A 19,320-nucleotide genomic window follows, 5' to 3' on the forward strand; every position below is an offset into this window, starting at 1 on the left:
GATGCCGGGGTGAGCACCTCGCGCGCCCCGGGCGGACCCTCGCTGCTCGGCCGCGACCTCGCCATCGACCTCGGCACCGCCACCACGCAGGTGCACGTCCGTGGCCGGGGGATCGTCCTCGACGAGCCGACGCTGGTGGCCGTCGACACCGGGACCGGCCGGATGGTGGCGGCGGGCGCGGCCGCCTACGAGATGCTCGGTCGCACCCCGGAGCGGGTGCTGACGATGCGCCCGCTCGCCGACGGTGTCATCACCGATGCGGAGGTCACCGAGCAGCTGCTGCGCCACTTCGTCGAGCGGGTGCGGCCGACCCGGCTGGTGCGGCCGCGCACGGTCGTCTGCGTGCCGAGCGGCATCACCGCCGTCGAGCGCCGGGCCTTGGAGGACGCGGCGATGCGGTGCGGGTCGCGACGGGTCTACGTCGTCGAGGAGGCAATGGCGGCCGCCATCGGGGCCGGGGTGCCGGTCTCCTCGGCCACGGCGAGCCTGGTCGTCGACATCGGTGGCGGGACGACGGACGTCGCCGTGCTGTGCCTGGGCGGCGTGGTCAACGCGCGCAGCCTGCGGGTCGGGGGCGACGAGGCGGCCGAGGCGGTGGTCGAGGGGGTGACCTCGACCCACGACCTGCTGCTGGGGGAGCGCTCAGCCGAGCAGATCATCCGGCAGGTCGGGTCGGTCTGGCCGCTGGCGGAGGAGCTCATCACCCGGGTCCGCGGACGCGACCTCGCCACCGGGCTCCCGCGCACGGTCGAGCTCGGCAGCGAGGAGGTGCGCCGGATGCTCGAGCCGGTCACCGCCCAGGTCGTCGAGGTGGTCCGCTCGGTGCTCGACGTGTGCCCGCCCGAGCTGGCGGGCGACCTGCTCGACTCCGGGGTCACGCTCACCGGCGGTGGGGCGCTGCTGCGCGGCTGGGCCGAGCGGCTGCGGCACGAGCTCGGCGTGCCCGTGCGACTGGCCGACGACCCGGAGCACGCGGTCATCCGCGGGGCCGGGACGTGCGTGGACGACATGGCGGCGCTGCGGCAGGTGCTCGCGGGCGCGCCCCGGCGGTGAGCGGTATGCCGCGCCCGCTCACCGTGATCGCCGCCGGGCTCACCGCAGCCACGGCCGCGGTGCTGGTCCTCGACCTGGCCCGGCCGGCGCTCGCCGAGCCGGTCCGGGAGGGCGTGGCGACCGTCGTGGCCCCGGCCCAGCGGGTCGTGGCCGGCTGGAGCGACGGCGACCTGGCCGCCCTCACCGCCGAGCGCAACGCGCTCGCCGCGGAGGTGACGCGGCTCGAGGAGCAGCTGCGCGACACCGAGGAGCTCGGGCGGCTGGAGCGGTCGACGACCGCGGCCCGGGTGGAGCAGCGGATGCTGCCGGCGCGCGTCGTGGCCTTCTCCGCGACCACCACGCCGGTCGGTGGCCGCACGGTGACCCTCGACGTCGGGCGCGAGGACGGGGTCCGGGAGGACCTCACCGTCGTGAGCGTCGACGGGCTGGTCGGCCGCGTGCTGCGGGTCGCCCCCCGGAGCGCGGACGTCCTGCTGCTCGGCGACGCGGGTGTCGTCGTGGGGGTCCGCCACGGCCCCGAGGGAGCGCTCGGGAGCGTCTCGGCCCGACCCCAGCCCGGCCTTCCGGCGCGCGGTCACGGCGAGCTCACCCTCTCCGTGCTGGGCGACAGCGCGGTCGAGGTCGGTGACGAGGTCACGACGCTCGGGAGCCCCGACGACATCCCCTACGCCCCCGGCATCCCGCTGGGGACGGTCACGTCGGTCGACCCGGACCGCGGTCAGCTCTCGGCGACCGCCGTCGTCACGCCGCACGTGGACGCCGACACGCTGGACCTCGTCGCCGTCGTGGTGGCCGAGGGGGAGGGACCGTGAGGGGGATCGGCACGCTCCTCGGCGTGCTGGTCCGTGGCCTGCTCCTCGTGGCCGCGGTGCTCCTGCCCAGCGCGTGGCCGCCGGGACTGGCCCGCCCCGACCTCGTGCTGCTCGTCGTCGCCGCGGCCGCGCTGCTGCACCGCCCGCAGACCGGGCTCCTGGTCGGACTGGCCGGTGGGTGGCTGATCGACCTGGTCCCGCCCGGGGCCTCGCCGCTGGGTGCCAGTGCCCTCACGTATGCCGCGGTCGGCCTCGGGCTCGGGCTGGTCCGCCGCGCGTTGGTGCTCTCACCGGTGCTGCCCTGGGTCGCGACCGCCGTGGCCGCCGCCGTCGTCCTCGGCGTGCGCGGCGTCACCGCGGCGGCGGGGGTCGGGCAGGCGCTCCTCGTCGACCTGGCCTGGTCGTGGGGCATGACGCTGCTCGTCGCCGTGCTGCTCCTGCCGGTGCTCATGGGGCTCGAGCGCCGGCTCACCACTCGAGGCTGGGCATGAGCCGCGTCCGGCGGGGGCGTGGCGGCCAGGTCCGGGTGCCGAGACCGGGTCTCACCCCGCCCCGCGTCCGTCGTCGTCGCTCCACCCGCCCGTGGTGGGCCGTCGTCGCCGCGGTGCTCGTGCTCGGGGGACTGCTCGTGGGCCGGCTGGGTCAGGTGCAGCTGGGGCGGCACGACGAGCTGGCCACCGAGGCGGCGCAGGTCAGCACGCGGGAGATCACGACGCCAGCGCTGCGCGGGAGGATCCTCGCGGCGGACGGCATACCCCTGGTCACCAACGCGGCCACCTCGGTGGTCACGCTGCCGCCCGAGCTGCTCCTCGAGGACGAGGAGCAGACTCGGGAGCTGGTCGGCGCGGTGGCGCGGACCCTGCGGCTGCCCGAGGACGAGCTCCTCGGGCGCACCCGGCTGTGCGGGATCGAGGGCGCCCCGCCGGTGCCGTGGTGCTTCTCCGGCTCCCCCTACCAACCGGTCCCGATCGCCTACGACGTCGACCCGGTCACCGCCCTCGCCCTGCTCGAGCGGCCCGAGGACTTCCCCGGCGTCGAGGTGCAGACGCTCGCGGTGCGCGACTACCCCGCGCCGGAGGGGGTCAACGCCGCGCAGCTGCTCGGCTATCTCGGTCGGCCGACCCAGGCGGAGGTCGACGCCTCCGACGGCGGCGTCGACGGGCAGGCCTGGCTGGGGCGCGCGGGGCTGGAGGCGGTCTACGACGACCGGATCCGCGGCATACCCGGCCGGACGACGGTGACCGTCGACCCGCGCGGCGTCGTCACCGGGCAGCTCGGCCGCACCGATCCGCAGCAGGGGGCGGACCTGCGCACCCACCTCGACGTCGAGGTCCAGGCCGCCACCGAGACCGCGCTGGTCGAGGCGGTGCGCGCGGCCCGGCGGGCGGGTGCCCCCGCGACCAGCGGCGCGGCGGTGGTGCTGCGGCCCGACACCGGAGCGGTCCTGGCGGCGGCGAGCTTCCCGACCTACGACCCAGCGATCTGGACGCGCGGGGTGAGCGCCGCGGAGTACGAACGGTTGCTCGACGCCGATCGGGGCGCACCCCTGGTGAACCGGCTGCTGGGCGAGACGTTCCCGCCCGCGTCGACCTACAAGGTGGTCTCGCTGCCCGCGGCGCTGCAGACGGGTATCGACCCCGTGGCCGACTACGCCTGCCCGGGCGCGGTGAGCATCGCCGGGCAGCGGTTCACCAACTACGAGTCCGAGAGCTACGGACAGCTGAGCCTCGAGGAGGTCCTCGAGGTCTCCTGCGACACCACCTTCTACCGCTGGGCCTACGACCACTGGCGCGAGCAGGGCGGGCTCGCGCAGGAGTCCGACGCCGCCGACCGCTTCATCGCCGTGGCGCGCGGCTTCGGCCTGGGGCGGCAGACCGGGGTGGACCTCCCCGGTGAGGAGGCGGGCACCGTGCCCTCGCGCGCGTGGAAGCGGGACTACTGGGAGGCGACCCGCGAGGAGTCCTGCCGCCGGGCCGAGGCGGGCTATCCCGAGGAGGAGGACGAGGAGCGCCGTGACTTCCTTGAGCAGCTGGCGCAGGAGAACTGCGTCGACGGGTGGCAGTGGCGACCCGGCGACGCCGCCAACGTCGCGATCGGCCAGGGCGACGTCGCGGCGACACCGCTCCAGATGGCGGTCGTGTATGCCGCGATCGCCAACGGCGGCCGGCTGGTGACGCCGCAGGTCGCCGATGCCCTGGTCCGGCCCGACGGCACCGTCGTCGAGGAGCTGACGGCGGGCGACCAGGGGAGCGTGTCGCTGGACGCGCAGACCCTGGTGATCGTCCGGGACGGGCTGGAGCGCGTCACGACGGACGGGACCGCGGCCGCAGCCTTCGCCGGGTGGCCGCACGTCGACTACCCCGTCGCCGGCAAGACCGGCTCGGCCGAGTCCTTCGGCCAGGAGGCGACGTCGTGGTTCGCGTCCTACGGCCCCGTTGACGACCCGGAGTATGTTGTCGTCGTGGTGGTGGAGCAGGGCGGGCTCGGCGCCGACGCGGCCGCGCCGGCGGTGCGGCAGATCTGGGAGACGCTGCGCGCCGAGGCTCCCTGAGCCGTCACGAGCGCGGTTGGGAGGGGTGCGGCGGGTTGCCGTAGGGTCGACGTCGTGAGCGAGTCGACCTCTCCCGACCCCATCAGCCCTGAGCTCCGCGCCGATGTGCGCCGGGTGTCCACCATGCTGGGCCAGTCCCTCGTGCGGCACCACGGCCAGGGTCTGCTCGACGCCGTCGAGCGGGTCAGGCTCACGACGAAGTCGAGCAAGGAGGGCGACGACGGCGCGGCCGAGGAGGTGCGGCAGGTGCTGGCCGAGCTCCCGCTGGACCAGGCCACCGAGCTGGTGCGGGCGTTTTCCTCCTACTTCCACCTGGCCAACGCCGCCGAGCAGGTCCACCGGGTGCGGACCCACGCCGCGCGGGCCGAGGAGGACGGCTGGCTCACCTCGGCGGTGCGCGACGTCGTGGACGCCGGCGGCCCCGAGCTGCTGGCCAGCACCGTCGCCGAGCTCGACATGCGCCCGGTCTTCACAGCGCACCCGACCGAGGCCTCGCGGCGCAGCATCCTCACCAAGATCCGGCACCTGTCGGACCTGCTGGCCGCGCCCACCAAGCCGGAGAGCCTGGCCCGGCGTCGCCAGGACCGCGCGCTCGCCGAGCTGGTCGACCTCATCTGGCAGACCGACGAGCTGCGGCAGAACCGGCCGACGCCGCTCGACGAGGCCCGCAACGCGATGTACTACCTCGACGAGGTCCTCACCACGACGATGCCGGCCCTGCTCGGCCACCTGGGTGACCTCCTCGCCGAGCACGATGTGCGCATGGACGACGCGCGCCCCCCGCTGCGCTTCGGCAGCTGGATCGGCGGCGACCGCGACGGCAACCCCTTCGTCACCCCCGCCGTGACCCGCGACGTGCTGCGGCTGCAGGGCGGGCACGCGATCGGCGTGGCCCTGGCGCTCGTGGACGTGCTCATCTCGCAGATCTCCTCCTCGACGATCGTCGTCGAGGTGGAGGCCGAGCTCGAGGAGTCGCTGCGTCAGGACCTCGCCCACCTGCCCGGCCTGGACAAGCGGGTGCTGGAGCTCAACGCCCAGGAGCCCTACCGGCTCAAGCTCACCTGCGTGCGGGCCAAGCTGCTCAACACCCGCAAGCGCTTCGACCAGGGGACCCCGCACGAGGAGGGGCGCGACTACTCCTGCGTCGACGAGATCGTCGCCGACCTGCAGGTGGTGGCCGACTCGCTGCGGCGGCACGGGGGCGGGCTGGTCGCCGACGGCCGGCTCGCGCAGGCGACGCAGACGATCGCGGCCACCGGGCTGCACCTGGCCACCCTCGACGTGCGCGAGCACTCGGAGAAGCATCACGAGGCGCTCGCCCCGATGCTGGACGCGGCGGGGGCGACGGGTGAGGAGGGCTACGACGCCCTCGACCGCGACGCCCGGCTGGAGCTGCTCGGCGAGGAGCTCGGCTCCCGACGTCCGCTGCTGACCCGGGCGGCACCCCGGGAGCAGACCCTCGCGGTCTTCGACGAGATCCGGCAGGCGGTCGCGACCTACGGGCCGGATGTCGTCGAGACCTACATCATCTCGATGACGCAGGGCCCCGACGACGTGCTGGCGGCCGCCGTGCTCGCGCGGGAGGCGGGTCTGATCGACCTGCACGGCGACGCCAGCGGCGAGGGGGCCTTCGCCCGCGTCGGCTTCGCGCCCCTGCTGGAGACGATCGACGAGCTGCGGGGGGCTGCGGCCCTCGTCGACGCCATGCTCTCGACGCCCGCCTACCGCGAGCTGGTGCGGCTGCGCGGTGACCTGCAGGAGGTCATGCTCGGCTACTCCGACTCCAACAAGCAGGCCGGGGTGCTCACCAGCCAGTGGGGCATCCACCAGGCGCAGCGGGCCCTGCGCGACGTCGCGGCCAAGCACGGGGTGCGGCTGCGGCTCTTCCACGGGCGCGGTGGCTCCGTCGGCCGCGGTGGCGGCCCGACCTACGACGCGATCCTGGCGCAGCCCAGCGGCGTGCTCGAGGGCGAGATCAAGTTCACCGAGCAGGGCGAGGTCATCTCCGACAAGTACTCCCTGCCGGCCCTGGCCCAGGAGAACCTCGAGCTCTCGCTCGCGGCCGTCCTGCGCGCCAGCGCGCTGCACCGGGACCCGCGCACCACCGCCGAGGAGCGCGAGCGCTACGGCGCGGTGATGGACACGGCCAGCGATGCCGCCTTCGCGGCATACCGTGAGCTCATCGAGGACGAGGACCTGCCGGCCTACTTCGTCGCCGCCACCCCGGTGGACCAGCTGGGTGCGCTCAACATCGGCTCCCGGCCCAGCAAGCGGCCAGACACCGGAAAGGGGCTGGAGGGGCTGCGCGCCATCCCGTGGGTCTTCGGCTGGACCCAGACCCGGCAGATCATCCCGGGCTGGTTCGGGGTCGGCTCCGGGCTCAAGGCCGCGCGGGAGGCGGGCCACGGGGACACGCTGCGGGAGATGCTGGACCACTGGCACTTCTTCCGGTCGGTGATCTCCAACGTCGAGATGACGGTCGCCAAGACCGACCTGTCGATCGCCGCCTACTACGTCGACACCCTCGTGCCCGAGGAGCTGCGGCACATCTTCGCGACCATCCGCGAGGAGTTCGAGCTCACCCTCAGCGAGCTCAAGGCGCTCACCGGTGAGGAGCACCTGCTCGACGACCAGCCGGTGCTCAAGCGCACCCTGGCGGTTCGTGACAACTACCTCGACCCGATCTCCTACCTGCAGGTCGAGCTGCTGCGCCGGCTGCGCGAGCGCGCCGAGGGGCAGGACGGCTCGGCGACGACCGACGCTGCCGGCGACGAGGTCGACGAGCTGCAGCGGGCGCTGCTGGTGACGGTCAACGGCGTCGCGGCGGGTCTGCGCAACACCGGCTGAGCACCTGGCCGCAGATGAGAGTCGTCTCGTAAGAAGGGCCCGACACCGCTGAGGGCGAGGCGGGCGGCGCCGCGATCGAGATCGACGACAGCGACGACGACGACGGCACCTGGGAGGTCGAGGTCAGCCTCGACGCGACCGACGCGGGGGACGACGACGTGGACGTGCTGGTCGATGCGGTCAGTGGCGCGGTGCTGCAGACCGAACGCTGAGGCCGGACCAGCCGTGCGCCGGGCGCGTGAGAGCATCGGCCCATGCCTGAGGGACACACGCTGCACCGCCTGGCCCGAGCGCTCGACCGGGCCTACGGCGGCACGATTCCGCAGGTCAGCAGTCCGCAGGGGCGATTCGCCGCGGAGGCTGCGGAGCTGGACGGCAGCACCCTCGAGCGCTCCTGGGCGCACGGCAAGCTGCTCTTCGTCGACTTCGCGCAGGGGCGCACGGTCTATGTCCACCTCGGGCTGATCGGGAAGTGGTTCGTGCTTCCGGTGGAGCCGCCGGGCAGCGAGCCCGCGGCGACCGGGCAGGTGCGGCTGCGGCTGCTCTCCGAGACTCACGTCGCCGACCTGCGCGGCCCGATGGCCTGCCAGGTGGTCGACGAGGCCGAGGTCGACCGCCTGGTGCGCCGCCAGGGACCGGACCCGCTGCAGCCGGTGACGGAGGTCAACGACCCGGACGAGGCATACCGCACGATCTCGCGCTCGGGCAAGACCGTCGCCGAGCTGCTCATGGACCAGACGGTGCTCGCCGGCGTCGGCAACATCTATCGGTGCGAGCTGCTCTGGCGGCACCGGCTGCACCCGCTCAAGCCCGGGCGCTCGCTCAAGCGGTCGTCCTGGCAGCTCATCTGGGACGATCTGGTGCGGCTCATGCCCTACGGCGTCCGCACCGGCACGATCATCACCCTCGACGACGTGCTCGAGGACACCGCAGCGGCGCTCGGGCGGGGCGAGGTGCCCGACGTCCCGCGCGAGTTCGCGGTCTACCAGCGCACCGGCCTGCCCTGCCTGCGCTGCGGCGCGACCGTCCGGCACAAGACCATCGCGGGCCGCAACCTCTTCTGGTGCGGCGGCTGCCAGCGCCGCACGTAGGGCACAGGTCATCCCCACCCATACCTCGGCCTCAACGCCAGCCTGCACATGAGCAGTCGAAAGTGCCTCGCGCAGGGGTTCTGGCTCACGCTTGAGGCATCTTCGACTGCTCATGCGCCGCGCCGCTGCGGGGCCTGTGGATAAGGTCGGCGGCCGGACCACGCCTCCGGCCACACTGGCGCGCATGGATGCCACGACGAGGGAGCGGGTCGTCCGGCGGCTGCTGGACGCGCACGGGTCGGTGCTGGCGGCGTCGGCTCTGCGGCGCGCGGGGTTGAGCTCCAAGGACGTGCGTGCGGTGGTCGCGGAAGGGCTGCTCATCCGGCTGCGCCGAGACGTGCTGGTGGAGCAGCAGACCTGGGAGGCCAGTGCGCCCTGGGAGCGACACGCTCTCCGTGCCCGAGCCTGGGCAGGGGCGATGCCGACAGCGGACCTGCAGCCCGGGGGCGTAGCGCTCAGCCACCAGAGCACCTTGGCGCTGCATGACGTCGCCGTGTTCGCCGTCGACGACCTCGTCCACGCCAGCCGACTGCAGCACGGGCGGGGCCACCGGAGCGACGGGTTGTGGGTGCACTCCCCGGTGCCGTTGGAGCACGCGACGCTGCTCGACGGTATGCCGGTGGTGCCTCCGGCGCTCGCGTGCCTGCAGGTGGCGGCGCAGCACGGGGTGGAGTCGGGCCTGGTCGCGGCGGATTGCGCCGTCCGGACCGGCCAGGCCACCGTCGGTGCGATGAAGGCGCTGCTCCCGCTGGCCTGCCTCAAGCCCGGGCGGCCGCAGGCGCGTCGCGTCGTGGAGCTGGTCGATGGGCGGCGGGAGAGCGCGGGTGAGTCCCGAACGGCCTGGCTGCTGCACTGCCTCGATCTCCCGCGAGCGATCCCGCAGGTCGAGGTGCGAGACCCGAGCGGGGTGCTGGTGGCGCGGGCCGACTTCGTCCTCGACGGCACCAGGGTCGTGGTCGAGTTCGACGGGCGGCTGAAGTATCACGACCACGCCGCCCTGGTCGCCGAGAAGCTCCGGGAGGACCGGCTACGGGAACTCGGCTACGAGGTGGTCCGGCTCACCTGGGAGGACCTGGATCACCCGGGCCGGGTGCGGGCCAAGATCCTGGCAGCTCTGGCCCGGTCACAGACCCGGCCGGCCAGCTGAGCGTCATGAGCAGCGCAAGGTGCCTCATGCACGGGATCGGGCCCACGCACGAGGACTCTTCGACTGCTCAGGCGCCTTATCGCTCCCAGACCTGGGCGCGCCAGACGTAGCGGGGAGGACTGGCGTCGCCGTCGCGCAGGATCATCGTCAGCAGGTCGCGCGGGGAGGGGTAGTCCGCACCCAGGGCCGCGAGGTACTCCCGGTGGGCCTCCAGCGAGGCGACCCCGCGGTCGAAGCTGTCGGTGACGTCCAACTCGTGCGTCGGGGTGTGCCCCGCGGAGGAGGCGATCCAGCGCACGCCGTCCCACGGCTCGTGCTCCTGCTCCACGAGCTCGGGGAAGATCCACCGGTTGCCGGCGGCGGCCACCGCGTCGATGACGCTCAGCCCCACGGCCCGGTGGTCGGCCTGGTTGAGCCCGCCGTTCGGGAAGGTCTCGGCGTGCGAGATCGTGGTCACCACCTCGGGCCGCACGTCGCGGATGACCCGCGCCAGCTCGCGGCGCAGCCGCAGATCGGCCTCCACGACGCCGTCGGAGAAGCCCTCGAGGAAGCGCACGTCCTCCACGCCCACCTCCCGGGCCCCGTCGCGCTCCTCCTGCTCACGCAGCGGGCCCGCCTGCTCCGGCGACATCGTGCTGATGCCAGCCTCGCCGCGGGTCACGAGCAGGTAGGTCACCTCCTTGCCCTCGTCGGTCCAGCGAGCGACGGCCGCCGCCGTGCCGTACTCCAGGTCGTCGGGGTGCGCCACGATGGCCAGCGCACGATGCCAGTCGGTCGGGAAGGTCTCCAGGCTCATGCCAGCATCTCTAGCACGGCTGCCTCCAGGTCGCGCGTGCGCGCCGCGGGCGAGCGGTGCCGCTTGCGGGCCACCTCGCCGATCGTCGTGCCGTCCTCGTAGAGATCGATGACCCGGGGGTCGATGTAGGAGCCCTTGGCAATGGTCGGGGTGTTGCCGAGGTATGCCGCCACCTCCTCGACCGCCGCCTTCACCGCCCTCTTCCGGGAGGCCTTGGTGTCGCCCGCCTCCGCGGTCAGCGCCAGCGAGGTCGCCGCCAGGACCGTCGCGTGCCAGGTCCGGAAGTCCTTGGCGGTGAGCTCACCACCCAGCAGGTCGTGGAGGTAGAGGTTGACCGCCGCCGCGTCCAGGTCAACCCACCGCCGGCCCTCCTGGTAGGCGAGCAGCCGGTCGCCGGAGCGCCGGCGCCGCATCCGGTCCAGCGCGGCGATGACGTCGGCGTCGTCGATCTCGATGGTGTGCTCCACGCCGGACTTGCCGACGAAGCGGAAGACGAGCACCGGCCCCCGGGCCCGCACGTGCCGACGCTCCAGCGTCGTCAGCCCGAAGCTGCCGTTCGCGTCGGTGTAGGCGTCGCTGCCGATCCGGAAGTAGCCCAGGTCCAGCAGCCGCACCGCGACCGCCTCGGCGCGCTCGAGCGGCATACCCTCCTGCTCCAGGTCGTGGGCGACCCGGCGCCGGGCGGTCGGGAGCTGCGCCGCCGCGGCCAGCACGCGGTCGAACTTCGCGCGGTCCCGTTGTTCGCGCCACCGGGGGTGGTAGAGGTACTGCCGACGTCCGGCGGCGTCGGTCCCGACCGCCTGAATGTGCCCGCGGGGATGCGGGCAGATCCAGACGTCCTGCCAGGCGGGTGGGATGGCCAGCGCCTTGATCCGCCCCACCTCCTCGTCCGGCAGGCGCTCCCCGGCGGCGTCGAGGTAGGTGAAACCGCGCCCGGCCCGGCGCCGGGTCCAGCCGGGGGAGGAGGGGGAGACGGTGCGCAGCCGCGGCATGGCCCAAGATTAGGGCGGATGTCGCGGCGCTGATACTCTGAACGACGCCGTCAGAACGGCCGCGGATCGAGAGTGCCCCGGTGAACAGGCCCGGGTTGGCGCCGCGCAACGCATACGAAGGAGTCGCCCATGGCGATCGACACTGCCGCCAAGCAGGACATCATCAAGGAATACGCCACGACCGAGGGCGACACCGGTTCGCCCGAGGTCCAGGTCGCGCTGCTGACCGCCCGCATCAAGGAGCTCACCGAGCACGCCCGCGAGCACAAGCACGACCACCACAGCCGCCGCGGCCTGCTGCTGCTGGTCGGCAAGCGCAAGCGTCTGCTGCGCTACCTCGAGGAGATCGACATCGAGCGCTACCGGTCGCTGATCAAGCGACTCGGCCTGCGCCGCTGACACTTCGCAGGGGAGCGGTTCCCGTCACGGGAACCGCTCCTTTGCGTATGAGGTGGGGGGCCGACGCGCGTCCCTCACCTGCAGGACCGGCCGGGCACAACGATGATGCCCCGCGCCGTGAGCAGAGTTGAGCAGAAAAGGAGGGCCCATGGAGGGTCCAGAGATCACCTTCGCCGAAGCCGCCATCGACAACGGCTCCTTCGGCACCCGCACCGTCCGGTTCGAGACCGGGCGCCTGGCCAAGCAGGCCGGCGGCTCCGTCACCGCCTACCTCGACGACGACACCATGCTGCTGTCGACCACCACCGCCAGCAAGCACCCCAAGGACCACTTCGACTTCTTCCCGCTGACGGTGGACGTCGAGGAGAAGATGTATGCCCTCGGCAAGATCCCGGGCAGCTTCTTCCGCCGGGAGGGTCGCCCGTCCACAGACGCGATCCTCACCTGCCGGCTGATCGACCGCCCGCTGCGCCCGACCTTCGCCAAGGGCCTGCGCAACGAGGTCCAGGTCGTCATCACCGTGTTGTCCCTCAACCCCGAGCACCAGTACGACGTGCTCGCGATCAACGCGGCCTCCGCGTCCACCCAGATCTCCGGCCTGCCCTTCAGCGGCCCGATCGGCGCGACGCGGATCTCCCTCATCGACGGGCAGTGGGTGGCCTTCCCGAACTTCTCCGACGCCGAGCGCTCGACCTTCGACATGGTCGTCGCCGGTCGCGTGGTCGAGGGCGGTGACGTCGCGATCATGATGGTCGAGGCCGAGTCCACCGAGGCCACCTGGGACCTGGTCAACTCCGAGGGCAAGCAGGCCCCGACCGAGGCGGTCGTGGCCCAGGGCCTCGAGGAGTCCAAGAAGTTCATCAAGGTCCTGTGCGAGGCGCAGGCCGAGCTCGCGGCCAACTCCGCGAAGGAGGTCCAGGAGTTCCCGCGCTTCCTCGACTACGAGGACGACGCCTACTCCGCCGTCGAGGAGGCCGTCTCCAGCGACCTGGCGCAGGCGCTGCAGATCGCCGGCAAGGCCGAGCGCGAGGCCCGCCTCGACGAGATCAAGATCGCGATGAAGAGCAAGCTCCTCGGGCTGCACTGGGACGCCGCCGGCGACTCCGACACCTCAGAGGACGCGCCGTTCCACGGCCGCGACAAGGAGCTCGACGCGGCCTACCGCGCGGTGCAGAAGAAGCTCATCCGCGAGCGCATCCTGCGCGACGAGGTGCGCATCGACGGCCGTGGCCTCAAGGACATCCGCGCGCTGTCCGCCGAGGTCGAGGTCATCCCGCGGGCCCACGGCTCGGCGATCTTCGAGCGTGGCGAGACCCAGATCATGGGCGTGACCACGCTCAACATGCTGCGCATGGAGCAGCAGCTGGACACGCTGTCGCCGGTCTCGCGCAAGCGCTACATGCACAACTACAACTTCCCGCCCTACTCGACCGGTGAGACCGGTCGGGTCGGCTCGCCCAAGCGTCGCGAGATCGGCCACGGCGCGCTCGCCGAGCGGGCGCTCATGCCGGTGCTGCCGACGCGCGAGGAGTTCCCCTACGCGATCCGTCAGGTGTCCGAGGCGCTGGGCTCCAACGGCTCGACCTCGATGGGCTCGGTCTGCGCGTCCACGATGTCACTGCTCAACGCGGGTGTGCCGCTGCGCGCGCCGGTCGCGGGCATCGCGATGGGTCTGGTGTCGGCGGAGGTCGACGGTTCCACGCAGTATGCCGCGCTGACCGACATCCTCGGCGCCGAAGACGCCTTCGGTGACATGGACTTCAAGGTGGCCGGCACGACCGAGTTCGTCACCGCGATCCAGCTGGACACCAAGCTCGACGGCATCCCCGCCGACGTGCTGGCCGGTGCCCTGACCCAGGCCCGTGACGCGCGCCTGCACATCCTGGACGTCATGAACGAGGCGATCGACGCCCCGGACGAGATGAGCCCCTACGCCCCGCGCGTCATCTCGGTGCGGGTCCCGGTCGACAAGATCGGCGAGGTCATCGGCCCGAAGGGCAAGATGATCAACCAGATCCAGGAGGACACCGGCGCCGACATCTCCATCGAGGACGACGGTACGGTCTACATCGGCGCGACCGACGGCCCCTCGGCCGAGGCGGCGCGGGCCGCGGTCAACGCGATCGCCAACCCGCAGATGCCGGAGATCGGTGAGCGCTTCCTGGGCACCGTGGTCAAGGCCACGACCTTCGGCGCGTTCATCTCGCTGCTCCCGGGCAAGGACGGGCTGCTGCACATCTCCGAGATCCGCAGGCTCGTCGGTGGCAAGCGCATCGACGCGGTCGAGGACGTGCTCTCGGTGGGCCAGAAGGTCCAGGTCGAGCTCAAGGAGATCGACCCCCGCGGCAAGCTCTCGCTGGCCGCGGTCGTCGACGGTGAGCAGGCGGCCGCCGAGGCCCCGAGCCAGGGCGGCGACGCTCCGGCGGCGGAGCCGCAGGAGGCCCCCGCGAGCAGCCGGGCCGACGAGGCCGAGGCCCCCGCCGAGCCGGTGGCCGCGCAGGGCAGCGACGCCGACTCCGAGGAGGGCTCCCGCGAGGAGGGTGACCGTCCGCGGCGGCAGCGTCGTCGGCGCGGTGGCCGTGGCCGTGGTGGCAACGGCGGCGACCAGGGTGGTCAGCAGGACGGCTCCGACGAGGGCTGAGCCGTTGGTCAGACACTGACCCGCACAGCACGAGGGCGGGCCCGGATGATCCGGGCCCGCCCTCGGCGTGTCTGCGGTGTCGGCGTGGAGGTCAGGCGGCCGCCTTGCGGCGGATGCGGGGTGCCGGGGTGCCGACGTGCCAGCGCATCTCCATCTGGGTATGCCCCGTCGCATCGGTCACGGGGACCCAGGTGAGGATTCGGGTGGGGCGCTTCTGCGGCAGCGAGCGGACTGTGGTCATGGGGGCCACCTCCCTGGTGGAGTCAAGTTGTTAACTTTCTGTTCACCTAAGGTACACGAATCCGCCGCCTTGCGGTAGTGAAGCGGAGGTGCGGCGTGTCATGTCGGTGCAGGTCTGCGGGCCGCAGCGGTGGGGAGATGAACGAAAGGTGAACGCCACGGGGCGTGGCGGCGTCAGCGAGGGGGGTGGGTGGTGCCCTGAGGTTCGGTGCTGCTCGACGCCGGGGGACCGGCCGTCCGCGCGAGCGCCGAGAGGCCCGACTCCAGCGGGCCCCGGAGTCCGAGGGCGCTCACCAGTGCGCCGAGTGTCACGGTGAGCCCCGCCTGCAGCGGGAAGCCGGTGGCGGTGTCACGCGCCAGCAACCCCTCGTCGCCCAGCGGGCTCGCCATGAGCAGGACGTGCGCGGTGTAGAAGGTGAGCGTCATCCGTCCGGCACCGGAGAGGATCGCCCAGGGCACGGTGGGGATGAGTCGGACCGCGGCCAGGCAGAACCCCAGGGTGAGCACAGCGGTGCCGGTGGTGTGGGCCAGGTCCACGATGCTCCCGGTATGCGGGCTCCAGACCCCCAGCCACCACCACGAGTCCGCGGGGTGGGTGCCGTGCAGCCCCTCGCGCAACTCCCGCGCGAGCGCCGACCAGGAGCCCAGCGGCATACCGGTCAGCAGCGCCTCCCGGACGCCGGGCGCACGGGTTACGAGCGCGGACACGGCGAGCGCGACCGTGGCCAACCAGGCGCCGACGAGCAGCAGGGTGCGGATGAGGCGCCACCGGGTGCCCTGCGACTGCAGGGCCCGCCCCACGGCGAGGCCGGCGAAGAGGTAGGTCGCCCAGGTGAGGACGGGGTAGTAGCCGGTCACGAGCAGCTCGGTGGCCGTCTCCACCGGCGCGAGCAGCAGCGTGGCGAAGGACGGCACCGCGAGGGTGGGCTCCGGAAGCCACCCGCGCAGCAGGAGACTGACGATCGGGCTGAGCAGTCCCCACCCGATCGCGAGCCAGGTCAGGCGCCGCGCACCCCAGCCGAGCACGGGCAGCGCGCAGCAGAAGAGGACGCCGTAGTAGACCAGGATCACCGCGATGCCGGAGCTGAACATGCCCAGGAACAGGCCGATGAAGGCGACGCCCGCGGCTCTCAGGAGGAGGTGGCGTCGGAACGGCCCCGGGTCGCGCCGGGTCGCCGCCAGCGGGCTGACGAAGGCGAGGCTGACTCCCGCCAGCACGGCGAACAGTGCCGAGGACCGGCCGGCCACGAGCTGGAAGAGCGCGTCGACGTCACCGGGCCCGGGGCCGTTCTCGTCCACCAGGTGCGCGGCGAACATCCCGAGGAGCGCGAGCAGGCGAGCCAGGTCGACCCCGATCACCCGCGCGCTCGGCATACCCACCCCACTATTGGCTCACGAGGAGGTGTCGGCCACCAGCCGGACCTCTCTGGCGGTGCGACCGTCCTCGGCCACGACCCGCTCGCGCCAGGCGCCGTCCGGCTCGAAGCCGGCGGCACGGAGGAAGCCCCGCGTGCCCTCGGCGTCGGCCAGCACCCAGGTCGCGACCGCCTCGAGCCCGACGCGCGGCTGGGCGGCGCGCAGGGTGTCGACCGCGGCGTTGAGCAGCCGGGAGCCGTGCCCGGCCCCCCGGGCCTCGGGGTGGACTCCGCCGTCGAGGATGACGCCGGCGGAGTCACCGTCCAGGCCCGGCTCGTCCTCCGCCGGGCCGACCGCAACATACCCGGTGACCTGCGGTCCTGCGCACGCGACGAGGAGGCGGTGGCGGGGAGAGGGGGGATGCTCCAGCGACTGGCGCCAGACCGTCGCGAAGCGCGGGCCGGTCAGCTGCTCCAGGACGTCGGGGTCGAGGATCGCGGCGTACTCCTCCTGCCAGACGAAGGCCTGCACGAGGCCGACGGCCGGGGCGTCGTTGGGGCGCGCCGTCCGGACGCTCGCGTCGGCCTGGGGCGGCTGCTCGTGCGGGTGGCTCACCGCGCCAGTCTCGCATCCTGGGCATCTGTGACACTTCATACGTCGAATGACGCATCCAGCGTTATACAACGGAGCGCATCTCTGGCACACTGGTGTCATGTACGGCAACGACTTCGCGCAGGGAGACGATGCGGACACGGCGGCCTCGGCACAGGTGCCGACGCCGCTGAACGCCGCCGAGACCGAGGACTACACCGAGGCGCTCGCCGAACACCTCGCGTACTTCGACCGCCTGGTGCAGGACGATCAACGGATCGAGCCTCGAGACGCCATGCCCGAGGCCTACCGCGCGACCCTCATCCGGCAGATCGCGCAGCACGCGCACTCCGAGATCATCGGGATGCAGCCTGAGGGCAACTGGATCAGCCGGGCGCCGAGCCTGCGCCGCAAGGCCATCCTCATGGCCAAGGTCCAGGACGAGGCCGGGCACGGGCTCTACCTCTACTCCGCCGCGGAGACCCTCGGGGTGGACCGTTCCGAGTTGCTGGACAAGCTGCACGCGGGGAAGCAGAAGTACTCCTCGATCTTCAACTACCCCACGCTGACCTGGGCGGACGTGGGCGCGATCGGCTGGCTCGTCGACGGCGCCGCGATCATGAACCAGGTGCCGCTGTGCCGCTGCTCCTACGGCCCCTACGCCCGCGCGATGATCCGCGTGTGCAAGGAGGAGTCCTTCCACCAGCGGCAGGGCTTCGAGATCCTGTGGGTCCTCGCCCGGGGCACCGAGGAGCAGAAGGCGATGGCGCAGGACGCGGCGGACCGCTGGTGGTGGCCGGCGCTGATGATGTTCGGCCCACCGGACTCGGGCGAGGCCGCCAGCAACGGGCATACCGCGCAGAGCATGGCGTGGGGCATCAAGCGCTTCTCCAACGACGACCTGCGGCAGAAGTTCATCGACATGACCGTGCCCCAGGCCCAGAAGCTCGGGCTCACCCTGCCGGACCCGGACCTGCGGTGGAACGAGGAGCGCGGCCACTGGGACTTCGGCGCGATCGACTGGGACGAGTTCTGGCGCGTGCTCAAGGGCGACGGGCCCTGCAACGAGCAGCGGATCCGCACCCGGGTCGCCGCGCACGAGGAGGGCGCGTGGGTGCGCGAGGCCGCCGCCGCGTATGCCGCGAAGCACGCCGCCGGCACCGGCGCCGAGGAGGTCGCGTGAGCGGGGAGAACGCGCAGGGCTGGCCGCTCTGGGAGGTCTTCGTCCGGGCCAAGCGCGGGTTGGCGCACGTGCACGCCGGCTCGCTGCACGCCCCGGACGAGGAGATGGCGCTGCGTAACGCGCGCGACCTCTACACCCGGCGGCAGGAGGGCGTCTCGCTCTGGGTCGTCGCCTCCGAGGCCATCACCGCGTCCAGCCCGGACGAGCGGGACAGCTTCTTCGACCCGGCCGCGGACAAGGTCTACCGCCACCCGACCTTCTACGACGTGCCGGAGGACGTGGAGTACCTGTGAGCGAGCATCATGCCCACTACCTGCTCGGCCTCGGTGACGATGCGCTCATCTACGCCCAGCGGCTGGGGGAGTGGCTGACCCACGCCCCGCAGATCGAGGAGGACATGGCCCTCGGCAACGTCGGCCTCGACCTCATCGGTCAGGCGCGTGCGCTGCTCACCCACGCCGGCGAGGTGGAGGGTGCGACGCCGGTGCGCGACGAGGACGACCTCGCGATGCTGCGCGACGAGCGCGAGTTCCGCAACGTCCAGCTGGTCGAGCAGCCGCGCGGCGACTTCGCGCACGAGATGGCGCGGCTGCTGTGGTTCTCCAGCTATCAGTGCGAGCTGTATGCGCGTCTGGTGCGCCTGCCCTCGGCGGACGACACCCTCCTCGCCGTCGCGCAGAAGGCCGTCAAGGAGGTCGACTACCACCGTGACCACGCGACCCAGTGGGTGCTACGGCTCGGTGACGGCACCGAGGAGAGCCACGCCCGGATGCAGGCCGCGCTGGAGGCGGTGCACCCCTATGTCGCCGAGCTGGGCGAGGACCACGACGCCGCCCGCTGGGCCAGCGAGCAGGGGATCGGCGTGCTGCCCTCCAGCCTCACCGGGGCCGTCAACGACCACGTCGCGGGCGTGCTCGCCCAGGCGACGCTGACGATGCCCGACCCGCCCCGCTGGCACGCGCGCGGCGGGCGTGAGGGCCTCCACTCCGAGACGATGGGCTACCTGCTCGCCGAGATGCAGCACATCCACCGCAGCCACCCGGGCGCGACGTGGTGAGCGCCTCGCTGACCGGCGCCGATCTGGTCAGCCGGGAGGAGCGCGTCGAGCGCGCCGTGCGGGAGGTCCCCGACCCCGAGATCCCGGTCATCACGATCGACGACCTGGGCGTGATCCGGGAGACCGAGTGGGTCGATCGCGCTGACGGGCGGTCAGGACGCCACCTCCGGGTGACGATCACGCCGACCTACTCGGGGTGCCCGGCGATGCACGCCATGGCCGAGGGCGTCGTCGAGGCCGGGCGGCGCCACGGCATACCCGTGGAGGTCGTGACCCAGCTCTCCCCGGCCTGGACCACGGACTGGATGAGCGAGGCGGGCCGCGACAAGCTGCGCCGCTTCGGGATCGCCCCGCCGACCGGCGAGCGGGCGCATACCTCTGGTCCGGTCGGGCTGACCCTGCAGCAGCGCGTGGTGGCCTGCCCGCAGTGCGGCTCCGACGACACCGAGGAGGTCGCGCGCTTCGGCTCCACCGCGTGCAAGGCGCTGCGCCGCTGCCGGTCCTGCCGCGAGCCGTTCGACGAGTTCAAGACGATCTGATCGCCCGGGGGCTCCGCCCCCGGGT

18 protein-coding genes and 1 pseudogene are annotated in these 19,320 nt (G+C 72.7%); 14 read left to right on the forward strand and 5 right to left on the reverse strand.

Translation table 11 applies throughout. The features are described 5' to 3' along the window. The first annotated feature begins 9 nt into the window (after positions 1–9). The 8 genes and pseudogenes from AC5PYY_RS09095 to AC5PYY_RS09130 all read left to right on the forward strand — a co-directional run bounded on the left by AC5PYY_RS09095 (position 10) and on the right by AC5PYY_RS09130 (position 9,501). Positions 10–1,053 carry a rod shape-determining protein gene (locus tag AC5PYY_RS09095; RefSeq protein ID WP_493896499.1) on the forward strand — a complete coding sequence of 348 codons (1,044 nt, stop codon included), beginning with the start codon at positions 10–12 and terminating at the stop codon, positions 1,051–1,053. Between the two features lie 5 nt (positions 1,054–1,058). After that, entirely contained in the window at positions 1,059–1,865 is an 807-nt protein-coding gene (gene mreC, locus AC5PYY_RS09100; RefSeq protein WP_493896500.1) for a rod shape-determining protein MreC, read from the forward strand. Continuing rightward, positions 1,862–2,356, forward strand: coding sequence for a rod shape-determining protein MreD (locus tag AC5PYY_RS09105; RefSeq protein ID WP_493896501.1), 495 nt, complete (start codon positions 1,862–1,864; stop codon positions 2,354–2,356). The genes mreC and AC5PYY_RS09105 overlap by 4 nt, the downstream gene beginning before the upstream one ends. Next, entirely contained in the window at positions 2,353–4,416 is a 2,064-nt protein-coding gene (mrdA, locus tag AC5PYY_RS09110) for a penicillin-binding protein 2 (RefSeq protein ID WP_493896502.1), read from the forward strand. The genes AC5PYY_RS09105 and mrdA overlap by 4 nt, the downstream gene beginning before the upstream one ends. A 54-nt stretch (positions 4,417–4,470) precedes the next feature. Further along, positions 4,471–7,263: a phosphoenolpyruvate carboxylase gene (ppc, locus tag AC5PYY_RS09115; RefSeq protein ID WP_493896503.1), complete on the forward strand. Its 2,793-nt coding sequence runs from the start codon at positions 4,471–4,473 to the stop codon at positions 7,261–7,263. 56 nt (positions 7,264–7,319) lie between these two features. Next, positions 7,320–7,475, forward strand: a pseudogene (locus AC5PYY_RS09120) (PepSY domain-containing protein); the annotation flags it as partial. A 42-nt stretch (positions 7,476–7,517) separates the two neighbouring features. Beyond that, positions 7,518–8,354, forward strand: coding sequence for an Fpg/Nei family DNA glycosylase (locus AC5PYY_RS09125; protein WP_493896504.1), 837 nt, complete (start codon positions 7,518–7,520; stop codon positions 8,352–8,354). Between the two features lie 184 nt (positions 8,355–8,538). Further along, positions 8,539–9,501: a DUF559 domain-containing protein gene (locus tag AC5PYY_RS09130; protein WP_493896505.1), complete on the forward strand. Its 963-nt coding sequence runs from the start codon at positions 8,539–8,541 to the stop codon at positions 9,499–9,501. A 76-nt stretch (positions 9,502–9,577) separates the two neighbouring features. Here AC5PYY_RS09130 and AC5PYY_RS09135 read toward each other — a convergent pair whose 3' ends face one another. Next, a complete protein-coding gene (locus tag AC5PYY_RS09135) occupies positions 9,578–10,297 on the reverse strand; it encodes a PIG-L deacetylase family protein (protein ID WP_493896506.1) in 720 nt (239 codons plus the stop codon). Continuing rightward, positions 10,294–11,289 (reverse strand): DNA topoisomerase IB, encoded by a 996-nt coding sequence (locus AC5PYY_RS09140; RefSeq protein WP_493896507.1) that lies wholly within the window; start codon positions 11,287–11,289, stop codon positions 10,294–10,296. The genes AC5PYY_RS09135 and AC5PYY_RS09140 overlap by 4 nt, the downstream gene beginning before the upstream one ends. A gap of 129 nt (positions 11,290–11,418) precedes the next feature. Here AC5PYY_RS09140 and rpsO point away from each other — a divergent pair, with 129 nt between their 5' ends. Next, entirely contained in the window at positions 11,419–11,688 is a 270-nt protein-coding gene (gene rpsO / locus AC5PYY_RS09145; RefSeq protein ID WP_066637271.1) for a 30S ribosomal protein S15, read from the forward strand. A gap of 148 nt (positions 11,689–11,836) precedes the next feature. Continuing rightward, positions 11,837–14,329, forward strand: coding sequence for a polyribonucleotide nucleotidyltransferase (locus AC5PYY_RS09150; protein WP_493896508.1), 2,493 nt, complete (start codon positions 11,837–11,839; stop codon positions 14,327–14,329). Between the two features lie 91 nt (positions 14,330–14,420). Here the strand turns inward: AC5PYY_RS09150 and AC5PYY_RS09155 are convergent, their stop codons facing one another. From AC5PYY_RS09155 to AC5PYY_RS09165, 3 genes are all read right to left on the reverse strand, one after another. Continuing rightward, positions 14,421–14,570, reverse strand: coding sequence for a hypothetical protein (locus AC5PYY_RS09155; RefSeq protein WP_493896509.1), 150 nt, complete (start codon positions 14,568–14,570; stop codon positions 14,421–14,423). Positions 14,571–14,743: 173 nt separating this feature from the next. Continuing rightward, entirely contained in the window at positions 14,744–15,943 is a 1,200-nt protein-coding gene (locus AC5PYY_RS09160; RefSeq protein ID WP_493896510.1) for a heparan-alpha-glucosaminide N-acetyltransferase domain-containing protein, read from the reverse strand. An 18-nt stretch (positions 15,944–15,961) separates the two neighbouring features. Continuing rightward, the gene (locus AC5PYY_RS09165) at positions 15,962–16,540 is read right to left on the reverse strand and encodes a GNAT family N-acetyltransferase (RefSeq protein ID WP_493896511.1); all 579 of its coding nucleotides are present in this window, start codon (positions 16,538–16,540) and stop codon (positions 15,962–15,964) included. Positions 16,541–16,637: 97 nt separating this feature from the next. On the opposite strand from AC5PYY_RS09165, the gene paaA reads away from it, so the two are divergent. The 4 genes from paaA to paaD are packed head-to-tail and all read left to right on the forward strand — an operon-like array spanning position 16,638 to position 19,295. Then, on the forward strand, positions 16,638–17,699 hold the full coding sequence (gene paaA / locus AC5PYY_RS09170) for a 1,2-phenylacetyl-CoA epoxidase subunit PaaA (protein ID WP_493896512.1): 1,062 nt from the start codon (positions 16,638–16,640) through the stop codon (positions 17,697–17,699). Further along, complete coding sequence (gene paaB, locus AC5PYY_RS09175; RefSeq protein WP_493896513.1) at positions 17,696–17,992, forward strand: 1,2-phenylacetyl-CoA epoxidase subunit PaaB; 297 nt, start codon at positions 17,696–17,698, stop codon at positions 17,990–17,992. Before paaA ends, paaB begins: the two co-directional genes overlap by 4 nt. After that, positions 17,989–18,756 carry a 1,2-phenylacetyl-CoA epoxidase subunit PaaC gene (paaC, locus tag AC5PYY_RS09180; protein WP_493896514.1) on the forward strand — a complete coding sequence of 256 codons (768 nt, stop codon included), beginning with the start codon at positions 17,989–17,991 and terminating at the stop codon, positions 18,754–18,756. Before paaB ends, paaC begins: the two co-directional genes overlap by 4 nt. Continuing rightward, the gene (gene paaD / locus AC5PYY_RS09185) at positions 18,753–19,295 is read left to right on the forward strand and encodes a 1,2-phenylacetyl-CoA epoxidase subunit PaaD (RefSeq protein WP_493896515.1); all 543 of its coding nucleotides are present in this window, start codon (positions 18,753–18,755) and stop codon (positions 19,293–19,295) included. The genes paaC and paaD overlap by 4 nt, the downstream gene beginning before the upstream one ends. Positions 19,296–19,320 lie beyond the last annotated feature (25 nt).

This window comes from Serinicoccus sp. JS2-9 (assembly GCF_059025165.1).

Excerpts from the sequence above, each read along its gene's own strand:
- paaA (WP_493896512.1), top strand. The coding sequence starts at position 16,638 with ATGTACGGCAACGACTTCGCGCAGGGAGACGATGCGGACACGGCGGCC.
- AC5PYY_RS09135 (WP_493896506.1), bottom strand. The coding sequence starts at position 10,297 with ATGAGCCTGGAGACCTTCCCGACCGACTGGCATCGTGCGCTGGCCATC.
- AC5PYY_RS09130 (WP_493896505.1), top strand. The coding sequence starts at position 8,539 with ATGGATGCCACGACGAGGGAGCGGGTCGTCCGGCGGCTGCTGGACGCG.
- mrdA (WP_493896502.1), top strand. The coding sequence starts at position 2,353 with ATGAGCCGCGTCCGGCGGGGGCGTGGCGGCCAGGTCCGGGTGCCGAGA.
- AC5PYY_RS09140 (WP_493896507.1), bottom strand. The coding sequence starts at position 11,289 with ATGCCGCGGCTGCGCACCGTCTCCCCCTCCTCCCCCGGCTGGACCCGG.
- AC5PYY_RS09155 (WP_493896509.1), bottom strand. The coding sequence starts at position 14,570 with ATGACCACAGTCCGCTCGCTGCCGCAGAAGCGCCCCACCCGAATCCTC.
- AC5PYY_RS09125 (WP_493896504.1), top strand. The coding sequence starts at position 7,518 with ATGCCTGAGGGACACACGCTGCACCGCCTGGCCCGAGCGCTCGACCGG.
- AC5PYY_RS09160 (WP_493896510.1), bottom strand. The coding sequence starts at position 15,943 with ATGCCGAGCGCGCGGGTGATCGGGGTCGACCTGGCTCGCCTGCTCGCG.
- rpsO (WP_066637271.1), top strand. The coding sequence starts at position 11,419 with ATGGCGATCGACACTGCCGCCAAGCAGGACATCATCAAGGAATACGCC.
- mreC (WP_493896500.1), top strand. The coding sequence starts at position 1,059 with ATGCCGCGCCCGCTCACCGTGATCGCCGCCGGGCTCACCGCAGCCACG.
- AC5PYY_RS09150 (WP_493896508.1), top strand. The coding sequence starts at position 11,837 with ATGGAGGGTCCAGAGATCACCTTCGCCGAAGCCGCCATCGACAACGGC.